Here is an 11,642-nt window from a genome sequence, read left to right as displayed (position 1 = left end):
CACTACTTCTCGATGATACCTGATTATCGTTGCTACATCAAGGTGTAAGGAATAGCAGTGCTTTCTGATCTCTTTCTTATTCGTCACGGGCAACCTGTTTCCAATCCAGCCATCCCGTATCAGTTGCCACCAGGTCCCGATCTCTCCGAACGTGGTCGTGCCGAGGCGCGACAGGTTGCCATCTTCCTGGCCGACAAAGGCGTCGAGTTGCTGCTGGTGTCGCCGTTCGCGCGCACTACGCAGACGGCTGAGGTGCTGGTTGATGCGCTTGGCTTACCGGTTACATTCACAACGCTGGCGCAAGAACATGCGCCAAACGAGTCATTCGAACAGGTGCGCGCACGCGCCCGCGAATTGCTGGCCGGCTTGAACGATTCGCCGTATCAACGAGTTGGAATCGTGACGCACGGCTCGCCGATCCGCGCTCTGCTACTCGAACTTAGCCATGATCAGATCGATCTCAGTAAACACGTGTATCACGGTGGTAATCCTGCGCCGACCTGCGGAGTCTGGCAGGTAACGTTTAACCACCAGCGCACTTGCCGATTTGAGCTGGTCTTTAAACCATCGTGGCAACCATGATACCCGGACAATCTTTGCAACCGCGCTGCGCGTTGAGTGCCAAATGCAATTATCCTGCGGAGGAATGCTATGACCAGTCTCGATCAGGTCGTTGCAACGTTTGCCTCCCACTTGCGGAGCGCGCGTCATGTGGTCACGCTCACCGGCGCCGGCATCTCCGCCGAAAGTGGTATTCCGACCTTTCGCGATGCGCAGACTGGGCTCTGGTCACATTTTAACCCCGAAGAACTGGCTTCACCAGCCGGCTTTGCCCGCGACCCGGCCCTGGTCTGGCGCTGGTATGCCGAACGGCGAGTCAAGGCCTGCGCCGCTCAACCCAATCCGGCCCATTACGCGCTCGCTCAACTGGCCGATCTGGTGCCGCAATTGACCCTGATTACGCAGAATATCGATGGTCTGCATCAGCGCGCCGGTAGTCGTAACGTGATCGAGCTGCACGGTAGCCTCCACCGCGCCCGCTGTACGGTTGATGGCTCAATCCATTCAACCTGGGATTACGAGGAAGAATTGCCTTGTTGCCCGAATTGTGGAGGGTTGTTGCGCCCCGATGTGGTCTGGTTTGGCGAAATGTTACCACGCGCAGCGCTCGAAACGGCCTGGGCAGCAGCGCTCAATTGCGATGTTTTTATGTCGATTGGAACCTCCGGTGTCGTTGAACCGGCGGCGTCCTTGCCACGAATTGCCCTCAGTCGCCACGCAACGGTTCTCATCCTCAATCTCGAACAAGAGACTGCTGCCCGTCCTCCCCTCTTCACCATTTATGGCAAAGCCGGTGAGATGCTACCGCAACTGGTCGCGGCAGCGTTTCATCAATAAAATAGTGCTGTCGAATACACAATACCCTCTCCAATGCTAGCGGAGAGGGTACACCCATTCGTTTCAGAATGGGATACGGTCGATCTTGATCTGACTTATTGCATCGCCGTCGTCGCCGCCTGACGGAAGGCGTCAACTGCCGCATCGATCACGCTTTGCGGATTGCCACCCGCCGAGGTCACAATTGCCCGCAACGTCTCACCATTGCGCAACCGCGACCGGATCGTTGCCACATCGAGACCAGTCTGATCGGCGGCGGCCTGGATCAGCCAGCTCAACGCGCTCCGCTGCCCAACCTTGATAGCCCGATCGGATACCTGCGCGCCCAGCGTTGTGTCATTCACCAGCGTCGTAGCCCGATCGCGAATCGTGGTCAACATCTGATCTGCCGCAGCCTGAGTCAGCCGTCCGTTGAGCACAGCCTGATCGAGGCGGGTCTTGGCGGCATCAACCACAGTTTGCACCAGGGTATCGCCGCTGCTACCATTCGCAGCCGCAATCTGGGCCAGGCTCTTGCCATTTTGCAACTCGGTTTGGATAGTAGCAACGTCAAGCCCGGTCAATGTGCTGAGGGTACGCACCAGGTAACCAACACTCACCATACCGACCCCGCGCCAGCCACCGCCGCCGCGTCCTAACCCCAATTCAGCCACCGCCGCATTGGATACGGTCGCCTGCGCTGCACTTACCAACGTTGGCTGACTCCAGAGCAGGCTCAACGCCAGAGCTATCCCAGTCAGACTGCTGAAAAATGCTCGTTTCATTCAGTCTCCTCCTCGTGTTCGTATTGCTGGAACGATGCACTGCACGCTCAGTGCTGCTTGCAATGTACAGCCACACTGTGAAGAACTAATGAAGTAGTAATGAGAAGACTTTGCAGGTTGCCTGCAACAACTTGACGCCGGCAACGTCGTATAGGCAGGAACGAAGAAGCCTGAATACCTCCAAGGAGTAACTTATGACAACCAATCGTCTCACCCGCAGCGCAACCGACAGCATGATCGGCGGTGTCTGTGGCGGCCTTGCTCGTTACTTTGGCATTGACAGCACGATTGTTCGCCTGATCTTTGTGCTCGCTGTATTGAGTGGCCTCAGCCCGCTCATCTACATCGTGCTCTGGATCATTATGCCGAAGGAGGAGTTGCCTCAAGTCACGCCACCGATGCAAGATCCCACCGGTGAGTGGAAGTATGATCCGTACACCGGCCAGAAGCTGCGATAACCTGCAACGCGGTAGGAGAGAAGCGGTAGCCTGATCAGGTTGCCGCTTCTGCGCATTGACGCCACCGCGCCGGTATCGTATCATTCATCACATCTTCCGGTGGTCTGAGCTGTTGATATTGGTTATGAATCTGCCCCCAACTGTTGCCAATCTGGTCACCACTGCGCTCGGTCACCCAATCGAGCGGGTTGATCTTCTTGGCGGAAGTTTTGGCGCGCACCTCGCTCGCATCACCGCTGGCGGACAACGTTTCGCGCTCAAGTGGGCAACGCGCGGCCTTCCGGCAGCGATGGTTGCCGCCGAAGCTCACGGTTTGCGCACACTTGCTGCGATCAATACCATCCGCGTGCCGACCGTCATCTTTGCCTGTGAGGCTGACGCACAACAGCCGGCCCTTGTCCTCAGCGAATGGATTGAGAGTGATGGCAAACCGCTCGATTCAGTCCAGTTAGGCGAGCAATTAGCTGCGCTCCACCGTTGCGCCGCGCCAGCCTACGGCCTTGACCGCGACAACTTTATTGGCGGCACACCTCAACTCAACGGCTGGATGGACGACTGGATCGCCTTTTTTCGCGACCGCCGCCTGATGCCGCAGATTGAATTAGCCAGCCGCAATGGTCGCCTGCCATCGTCGCGCCGCCAGGCGCTCGACCGGGTGCTCAACCGGCTCGAGCAGTGGCTCGACGGCGTTCCGCGGGTTCCTTCTCTCATCCATGGCGATCTCTGGAGCGGTAACGTGATAACCGGTCGCGATGGAATGCCAGTTGTTATCGATCCGGCCATTTCGTACAGCGACCGCGAGGCCGAGCTGGCCTTCACCGAACTCTTCGGCGGCTTTTCAGCTCGCTTTTACGCCGCTTACCAGGCAGTCTGGCCGCTTGCGCCCGGCTATCACGAACGCCGTGATCTCTACAACCTCTACCATCTGCTCAACCATCTCAACCTGTTTGGCGAAGGTTATGGCGCGCAGGTTGATGCGATTGCGCGCCGGTATGGCTGAGCAGCATTTCTGTCTGGCTGCAACGCATGAACGCATGACAAACTGTCAGCCATTACCTGAAAACATTCGAGAGCAACCGGCGGTTGCTCTCGAAATTGTTTGAGCCTGCGCATAACAAGCAATTAGCGCGTCTGCTTCTGGGTTTGCGTTCGCTTGCAGGTGTTTATCCCAAATGGCCAGTAGAGCGGACACACTGCAAACGCTGCGGTGGCAAACATGATCAAGGCGAGAAAACCACAGATAACCTGTAACCAGAAGATCTGACCGAAAAGCGAGATCAGCCCGAACACCATGGTTAAGACAAGACGAATATCACGATCAAGTGTGCCCACATTACGGGTAATCATAATGGACATTCCTTTCCCTCAACTTTTCTTCGTGTTTAGAATAACAATCTTTCTACAACATGTCGGTGAAGATCTCGCCACTTGATGTAACAGTTACTTACCGGTATTGTGAGGCAATGAGAGCCGGAATATCGGCGCGCGGTTTGAAACTGAAACAGAGTGGCTGTTGCGCTGACCAGTCGGCTAAAGCGATTTGAGCGCAGCCGCTACCAGCGAAAGGTGACACTTATGCTACAATAAGATTGTTTCGCCGAAGTATTGCTGTGGGGAGCTATGAAGGACGAAACTACCGAAATGCCTGCCGATCAGAACGATCCGTTTGGTTTGGCCGCCGTGCGTGATTTGTTGCAGTTGCTCGAACAAAGTGACGTATATGAAATTACGATCGAGCGAGGAAATGCCAAACTTCATGTCAAGCGCGGTCAGGCGGGTGGTGTAATCTACCATTCTGCCGCTTTACCCGCTCCACCAATGAACACACCATTGGCAACTCCATTGCCAACCACCCCCATTACTCCTTTCGTTCAGCCGCCACCAGCGCCCGAAGGGCCGCCCGTGGAAATGCCAGCCGGCCATACTATCACAGCGCCAATGGTCGGTACATTCTACGCGGCGCCATCGCCTAAAGACAAACCGTTTGTGCAGGAAGGCGATGAGGTGCGGGCCGGCGATACTGTTGGCATCATCGAAGCGATGAAGATGATGAATGAGATCGAGAGTGATGTGGCCGGTCGCGTTGCCCGCATCCTCGTGAAGAATGGACAACCGGTTGAATATGGGCAGCCATTGATGGTGATCGAACCGCTCTGATGCGCGCTTTTACTGTATCTGACCTCAATAATGCCCTTCGCAAGCACATTGAAGGCGAGGGTTTGTTCTTTGATCTCTGGTTGCTGGCCGAAGTGACTGAATTTCGTCGCTACCCGTCAGGGCATTGTTACTTCACGCTCAAAGACGAACGGGCCAGCATTCGCGCCGTGCTCTGGCGTAGCGCCGCCGAACGTCTAACCATGCTTCCGGTCAACGGTGAAGCAGTGCTAGCGCACGGCAGGGTCGGATTCTACGAAAATCGCGGCGAGGTGCAGTTCGTGGTCGATCAGATGATTCCAGCCGGCACCGGTCTGCTGTTCGAGCAACTCGAAGAGCTGCGCGCCCGGCTGGAAGCGGAAGGTCTCTTTGATGACCGGCGGAAACGACCGCTGCCTGCTCTTCCGCGCCGAATCGGGATCGTTACCTCACCACAAGCCGCAGCGCTGCAAGACATTTTGAATATTCTACGGCGTCGGTATCCGCTGGCCGAGGTGCTGCTCTCGCCTTGCCTGGTGCAGGGTGAACTGGCACCGGCCAGCATTGTCGCTGCTTTACGCCGCGTCTACCTCGAATCGGTTGATCTCGTGATCCTGGCCCGTGGCGGCGGCGCAAGTGAAAATCTGGCTGCATTCAATGACGAACAGGTAGTGCGGACACTCGCCATCAGCCCGGTTCCGGTGATTACCGGTGTTGGTCACCAGACCGACACTACTCTGGTCGACGCCGTGGCCGATGTGCGCGCGCCAACACCTTCAGCCGCCGCCGAGCTGGCCACGCCAACCATCACTGAACTGCATCAGCGGGTGCAAGAGCTTCGTGCACGGGCAACAGCAGCTATCCAGAACCGTATCGCCGAACAGCGTCGCGCAATCAGCCAGCAGATGATTTCACTCCAGCGTAACCATCCGCGCCGTCGCTTCGACTCTGCTCGCCAAACGGTTGATGAGCTGTTACGCCGGGCAAACCGCGCTTTCGAACGAGGGCTGCTGCTCGAACAGACCCGCCTGCAAGGGTTGCAGGCTCGTCTGATCGCGCTTAGTCCGCAGGCAACCCTGGCTCGCGGTTATGCGATAGCGCAACGAGCAGATGGGCAGGTTGTCACCGATCCGGCCCACACCCAACCCGGTGAACGCCTCTTTCTGACCTTGCGCGCCGGCACATTGCGCGTTGTCGCGGAGGAAACCAATGAGTGAACCAAATGCCGTTGAGCAGTATGAAACCTTGCTGGCTGAATTACAGGCAGTGGTTGAGCAGCTCGAGCATGGCGAATTGCCACTGGCAGAGGCCCTGCGTCTTTACGAACGTGGCACTGAGCTTGCCGCAGCCTGTCAGCAACTGCTCGATGCAGCCGAGCTGCGCGTTCGTCAACTCGACAATGCCTGAACGGAGCACCATCAGCGATGAGTGTTTTAATCGCAGAACAGGTTTACCAATACCCGCTACGGCGGCGCTTTTGGCGCTCGATCATCGGAAGCCTGCTCATCGGGATCAGTTTGCTCGGCGCAGGGTATCAGCTTCTGCGTGGTTTGGTCACGGTGAGCGAACCCTTTGCGCTCTGGATGCGCCGCACTCCTGGTCTGCGCTCAGTTTATGATTGGCTGTCACCATTGCCGGTTGACCTGCAGGCATGGCTACCGGAAGCGTTCGTTGGGTTGCTGTGGGCCGCTGCCGGTCTGGTAGTCGCGCTCGTGTTGCTGAATGCGCTGCCGGCTATTCGCGTCAGCCCCCGAGGTTTGTTGATCGAGTTTGCCGGCGGCTGGTTGCCGGTAGCCTGGGAAGATTTGCAGACAATTCACGTTACCAGTGACCAGGCAGGTCAGCGATTTGTGTTGCTGGTCATTCCGACTAAAACAGCGAAACGCCTGACCGGCTGGCATCGTTTGTATGGATTGATCTACGGAGCCACGCTGCGGCCATCATTCCTGATCTCATCAGCAATCGAAAACTTTGACCATTTGCTCAATACGATCGTGCAAGAAAATAGTCGCGCGATTCGCGGTATCGAAGGCGCTCAACCAGTCGTGATCGACGAGCAACACCGTTCATGGCTGTTTAGTCTATTTTTGCGCGGCGCAACTACAACCGAACCGTTGCCGACAGATGTGAGTCTCCCCCCCTTGAGCGAACCGGATGTGCGGGCTGTGTTACCGGTGTTTTCCCCGGTTCGCCTGGGACAACTCGCGCTGATTCTGCTTATGCTCGGCGCCGGCCTATGGCATTACCGCAGCTACTGGGATCGCGCGTTAACGTTACTCTTTCCAGACTTGCGGAGCCATCCGTCATTCCTGTGGGTAAGCCAGTATTCCCCTTACAACGCTATTTTCAACGTCTATCAGGGTGTTAGCGTTCCACTCTTTGGCTTTCCTGACCGACCAGATCTGCCGGCGCCGATTTGGCTGCTGATCGCAGCGCAATGTATGCTGGCAATGATGATTATCGCGGTAGCGATACTCTGTGTTGCCATGCCGCTGGCCGCTACCACCGGGCAGGAAGGAATTAAATTGCGCTTCTTGCCCCGACCTTTACCCGCTGAACGTTCTATTCCCTGGAGCCAGATCAGTGCCCTTAAAGTCATTGATCTGGGCTTCAGTCGTAATGTTGCCTTTGTCCAATCATCCCGCCTGCCCTGGCTCTGCCATCTGATCGGATTGATTGTTTGCAGCCGCTGGATCCCAGGAACGCTGCTGATTGGAGCAATGAGAAACTTTCCGGAGCTGATCGAACGGTGCGCGGAGCGCTTGAGCCATTTGCCGCCGGTCAACGATACTCCGCGTTTTCAACCGACGGCATTTGCGCCTAACCTGCAATTGATCGGCCAACCGGTCGCAACGATCAGTGCGCTGGAAGCGGAACTGAAGACGACCAGTGGCTCGACGGCATCGTTACTGTGGGCGGCAGGGCGAGCAATGTTTCTGGTATCACTTCCGCTGGGGCTGATGTTTTTTATCCCTGGTGTCATCGATGGTGATCGCTGGCCGGGCTGGGGAGCGATTGTGGGCGGGATTGGTTTCACGCTGGCCGGTCTGCTTGAATGGCCGCTGATTGTGCTCATCTCAATCATCATCCATGGTGATTTGGCTAACGATCAGCATCAATCGCACATCTTCGCCTTTTACCCTCTCGCGCAGATGCCTCGCATGCTGTTCATGCTTTTGGCCGTCGGGTTTATAATTGTCAATCTACCGTGGCTTGCCGCGATTGCCTGGCTGGCTTCACTTGCTCTCGCCTACTGGACAACCGCAGCGCTCTGGGTCAGGGTGTATGAGTGGGATGGAACGCAGGCCATTGCAGGCGGTCTGATGCCTGTGTTCTGGCAGATGTTTGTGATGCTGACGTTCTGGTCATTGTTTTGAACCAACAGGAGCGCGTATACGCAATCTCAACCGCCATCTGTCAGATGTATCGAAGGGCGAGGCAATAAACTGGGTGAATTCTTGTCACAGCGCTGAACCCGGGTACAGTTCATATTCTGAACACGAGGAGTTACGCAATGGATCGCACACGCATTTCCACCGACGCCGCGCCGGCAGCGATCGGCCCATATTCGCAGGCCATCCGGGCCGGCAATTTGATTTTCGTTTCCGGTCAGTTGCCGATCAATCCGACCACCAACGAGATGGTTACCGACGACATCGGCGCAATGACCCGGCAGATTTTCGCCAATATTGCCGCTATCTTGCAGGCAGCAGGCAGTTCGCTCGACCGGATCGTGAAAACGACCGTCTTCCTGGCCGACCTGAATGATTTCGCCGCTATGAATGCCGCTTATGCCGAGCATTTTGGCGATGCTCCACCGGCCCGTTCGACCGTGCAAGTTGCCCGCCTGCCGCGCGATGCCAGGATCGAAATTGAAGTGATTGCACTAGCGTAAAGCGATTGGAGTGCGTTACCGACTCATCAGTGCGCAAGCGTAACCAGCGCCGCCGATTTGGGACGAAATTGCGCGCATCTTTTGCCACTGTCGCGCGGTTTATCATGTAAAGCCGAACGTCAGGGGAAGCTGATAAGCATGCGACAGCAACTGAGGTACCTTATCGTTCTCATCGGGGCGCTGGCGATCATAGCGTGGACTCAACGTTCTGATGGTCGTCTGCATGTGATTGTCCTGCCGACCAAGGGTGATGCCATCCTGATCCGCTCACCCAACGGCGCTTTTACGATGATTGACGGCGGAGGCAATCCCACCGATCTGGCGGTGGAGCTAGGCGCGCATATGCCCTTTTGGGAGCGCAAACTGGCTGCGATCATTTTGACTCGCGCAGCCGAACAGAACACACCAGGTCAATTGGGCGTCTTACGGCGGTATCAGCCGATGTTAGCCCTGACAACAGTGATACCCGATGGTGAATGGCATGATCTGCTGAGCGCATTGGCAACGCCGGTTCACCGGCTACAGGCCGGCCAGCAAATCAACCTTGGCGGCGCGCTCTTGCAAGTATTAACCGCTACCGATGGCGACGAAGGTGGCGCCGTATTGCTGATTAAATACCGCGCTACCCGCATTCTGATCCATACTGGTGGCAGCGCAGGCGATAGCGCACTTGCCGAGCTGGCCGGACAACACATCGATCTGCTCATCTATCCGTGGCAACGTCCCATCACTGTCGCAGAAATCGAGCAGCTTCGCATTCGCGCTGTCGCCTTCAGTGACGGCTTTGAAGCTGCTGAACCGGCGCTCCAGAGCTTCCATGAACGGAAACAACTCGCGCCGTATCTGTACCATCCTGAACTTGACGGCACGATCCATCTGGTCAGTGATGGTCAACGCATCGCGATCACAACCCAACTACCATGAACAATCGTCTCAGCATCGTATTGTTACTTATCGGTGCGACTCTCACGCTACTTGGCATCGGGATTTGGCTCTGGCGTCGTTTCTATCGCGACGATCCGGCCAATGCGGCGCGACGCATCTTCAAGAACAGCGCCATCACCTTTGGCCTGCGTTTGTTTGTGCGCGGGCTTGATACCGTGATCCTGTTTTTGCTGGTCGGGGCGCTTGATCCGGCTGCGCTGGGCGCTTACAACACCGCCGCGCTGCTGGTAGCCCAATACCTTGCCACCTTCACCGAATTTGGCCTCGGCATTCTCCTCACTCGCGAAGTAGCGCGTCATCCCGATGCCTCCCGTCGCCTGTTTGGAGTCACGCTGGCACTCCGCCTCATGCTAATCTTTGGCGCTGCCGCTCCAATTGCATGGCTTGTCATCAATGGCTACAACGTCATTGGGACACTTGGCCTCAGCGAACCATTAACTGCTGAAGGTCAACTGGCAATCTGGATCTTGCTACTCACGCTTGTGCCAGGCGCTTACAGTGGCGCAGTTACTGCTCTCTACAACGCTGCCGAGCGGATGGAGGTGCCGGCTGTGATCGAAGTGTTGACCGCGCTACTCAGTTTTCTGGCCCGGATCGGCGTGCTCGTGCTGGGTTGGGGGGTCATCGGGCTGGCATGGGCAGCAGTGCTGGTCAGTTCGATCACTGCGCTCATCTTCTTCGGTTTGCAGGTACGCAGCTTCTTCACCCCTGCGATCAGTTTCGATCTGACGGCAATGCGCGCGTTGATCCCACAAGCCCTGCCGTTAATGCTCAACAATCTGCTCAGCGTCATCTTCTTTCGCTTCGATCTCTTCATCGTGCGCGCCTTCGGCGGCAGCAATGCCGATCTGCTGGTACAGCAATACGTCTTACCCTACCAATTGCTCAACATCGCGCTCGTACTGCCACCAGCGGTCACCTTTGCCGTCTTCCCGCTGCTGGCGCGACGAGCCGGCGGCGCGCGCAGCGATCTGGCTTTTGCCCAACAACGAACGCTGCGGCTCTTGCTCTTCCTCGCTTTCCCGCTGGCAATGGGAATGAGCTTGCTGGCCGACGATCTGGTCTGGATCTTCGCGCGCCAGCGTTTTGACGAATATTTGCCCTCAGTCACGGTGCTGGCCATTCTGGCCTGGTTTCTACCCCTCTCTTTTGTCAACGGATTGTTGCAATATGTGCTGATCGCGATCGGACGCCAGACTACGATCACCCGCGCCTTCATCATCGGCGCTCTCTTCAACCTGACAGCCAATCTCATTGCCATTCCGCTAGCCATACAGTTTGGAAGGCCAGAAAATGCCTTGCTGGCAGCGGCTATTATCACCATTGCCTCGGAAGTGGTGCTTTACACCATCTTCCGCCCTACCCTCCACCGGGAAAGCTTACCGCCATCCATCCTGCGCCTGATGTGGCAACCGGCGTTAGCCAGTCTCGCCATGGCCGCCGCAATGCTGCCGCTGCTCATCTGGTTACCAAGCTGGATCGGCAGCCTGAGTGCTATTGTGATCGGATCGGTAGCGTATGGTGTCGCCTTATGGCTAAGCGGAGCAATCGGAGCCGATGAGCTGGCCCTGGTGAGACGGATAGCAGGACGGGCAACGTAAGCGATTCCTCCCCCTGCCCCCTCCCCGCCCACCACTACACTTAATCTACCGCAGAGATCGCAGAGACCGCAGAGAGATTATCGCCTATCAGCTATCGCCTATCGCCTATCCGCTATCCCCTATCCCCTACTGATCTACCGCAGAGATCGCAGAGACCGCAGAGGAATTATCGCCTCTCGCACACCGGGGTAGAGACGTTGCAATGCAACGTCTCTACCTCCTCCCCGCCCACCACTACACTTAATCTACCGCAGAGATCGCAGAGACCGCAGAGGAATTATCGCCTCTCGCCTATCCGCTATCGCCTCTCGCCTATCCGCTATCGCCTCTCGCCTATTCCGCTATCGCCTCTCGCCTATCCGCTATCGCCTCTCGCCTATCCGCTATCGCCTCTCGCCTATCCGCTATCGCCTCTCGCCTATCCGCTATCGCCTCTCGCCTATCCGCT

General features: G+C 56.8%; 13 protein-coding genes. 11 read left to right on the top strand and 2 right to left on the bottom strand.

Translation table 11 applies throughout. The features are described from left to right. Positions 1 to 57 precede the first annotated feature (57 nt). Both Q0650_RS06310 and Q0650_RS06305 read left to right on the top strand, forming a co-directional pair. Positions 58 to 582, top strand: coding sequence for a histidine phosphatase family protein (locus Q0650_RS06310; RefSeq protein WP_298817033.1), 525 nt, complete (start codon positions 58 to 60; stop codon positions 580 to 582). Positions 583 to 651: 69 nt separating this feature from the next. Next, positions 652 to 1,398 carry an NAD-dependent deacylase gene (locus Q0650_RS06305; RefSeq protein ID WP_298817031.1) on the top strand — a complete coding sequence of 249 codons (747 nt, stop codon included), beginning with the start codon at positions 652 to 654 and terminating at the stop codon, positions 1,396 to 1,398. Positions 1,399 to 1,493: 95 nt separating this feature from the next. On the opposite strand, the gene Q0650_RS06300 is transcribed toward Q0650_RS06305, so the two are convergent. After that, the gene (locus Q0650_RS06300) at positions 1,494 to 2,162 is read right to left on the bottom strand and encodes a hypothetical protein (protein WP_298817027.1); all 669 of its coding nucleotides are present in this window, start codon (positions 2,160 to 2,162) and stop codon (positions 1,494 to 1,496) included. Between the two features lie 194 nt (positions 2,163 to 2,356). Between Q0650_RS06300 and Q0650_RS06295 the strand changes: the two genes are divergently transcribed. Beyond that, a complete protein-coding gene (locus tag Q0650_RS06295; protein ID WP_298817025.1) occupies positions 2,357 to 2,620 on the top strand; it encodes a PspC domain-containing protein in 264 nt (87 codons plus the stop codon). Between the two features lie 124 nt (positions 2,621 to 2,744). Continuing rightward, on the top strand, positions 2,745 to 3,620 hold the full coding sequence (locus Q0650_RS06290) for a fructosamine kinase family protein (RefSeq protein ID WP_298817023.1): 876 nt from the start codon (positions 2,745 to 2,747) through the stop codon (positions 3,618 to 3,620). A gap of 122 nt (positions 3,621 to 3,742) precedes the next feature. Here Q0650_RS06290 and Q0650_RS06285 read toward each other — a convergent pair whose 3' ends face one another. Next, on the bottom strand, positions 3,743 to 3,967 hold the full coding sequence (locus Q0650_RS06285) for a DUF2892 domain-containing protein (protein ID WP_298817022.1): 225 nt from the start codon (positions 3,965 to 3,967) through the stop codon (positions 3,743 to 3,745). A 273-nt stretch (positions 3,968 to 4,240) separates the two neighbouring features. Between Q0650_RS06285 and accB the strand changes: the two genes are divergently transcribed. From accB to Q0650_RS06250, 7 genes are all read left to right on the top strand, one after another. Further along, positions 4,241 to 4,777 (top strand): acetyl-CoA carboxylase biotin carboxyl carrier protein, encoded by a 537-nt coding sequence (gene accB / locus Q0650_RS06280; RefSeq protein WP_298817020.1) that lies wholly within the window; start codon positions 4,241 to 4,243, stop codon positions 4,775 to 4,777. Further along, positions 4,777 to 5,970 carry an exodeoxyribonuclease VII large subunit gene (gene xseA / locus Q0650_RS06275; protein WP_298817018.1) on the top strand — a complete coding sequence of 398 codons (1,194 nt, stop codon included), beginning with the start codon at positions 4,777 to 4,779 and terminating at the stop codon, positions 5,968 to 5,970. The genes accB and xseA overlap by 1 nt, the downstream gene beginning before the upstream one ends. Beyond that, positions 5,963 to 6,160, top strand: coding sequence for an exodeoxyribonuclease VII small subunit (xseB, locus tag Q0650_RS06270; protein WP_298817016.1), 198 nt, complete (start codon positions 5,963 to 5,965; stop codon positions 6,158 to 6,160). Before xseA ends, xseB begins: the two co-directional genes overlap by 8 nt. A gap of 17 nt (positions 6,161 to 6,177) precedes the next feature. Beyond that, positions 6,178 to 8,130, top strand: a complete 1,953-nt coding sequence (locus tag Q0650_RS06265) for a hypothetical protein (RefSeq protein WP_298817014.1) — start codon at positions 6,178 to 6,180, stop codon at positions 8,128 to 8,130. Positions 8,131 to 8,267: 137 nt separating this feature from the next. Then, on the top strand, positions 8,268 to 8,648 hold the full coding sequence (locus Q0650_RS06260) for a RidA family protein (RefSeq protein ID WP_298817012.1): 381 nt from the start codon (positions 8,268 to 8,270) through the stop codon (positions 8,646 to 8,648). 138 nt (positions 8,649 to 8,786) lie between these two features. Continuing rightward, positions 8,787 to 9,572 (top strand): hypothetical protein, encoded by a 786-nt coding sequence (locus Q0650_RS06255; protein WP_298817010.1) that lies wholly within the window; start codon positions 8,787 to 8,789, stop codon positions 9,570 to 9,572. After that, positions 9,569 to 11,194, top strand: coding sequence for a flippase (locus Q0650_RS06250; RefSeq protein WP_298817008.1), 1,626 nt, complete (start codon positions 9,569 to 9,571; stop codon positions 11,192 to 11,194). The genes Q0650_RS06255 and Q0650_RS06250 overlap by 4 nt, the downstream gene beginning before the upstream one ends. Positions 11,195 to 11,642 lie beyond the last annotated feature (448 nt).

The organism is uncultured Chloroflexus sp. (genome assembly GCF_937129525.1).
Lineage (GTDB): Bacteria > Chloroflexota > Chloroflexia > Chloroflexales > Chloroflexaceae > Chloroflexus.
Note: the sequence above shows the minus strand (reverse complement) of the source record. Positions and strands in the feature narration are given on the sequence as shown.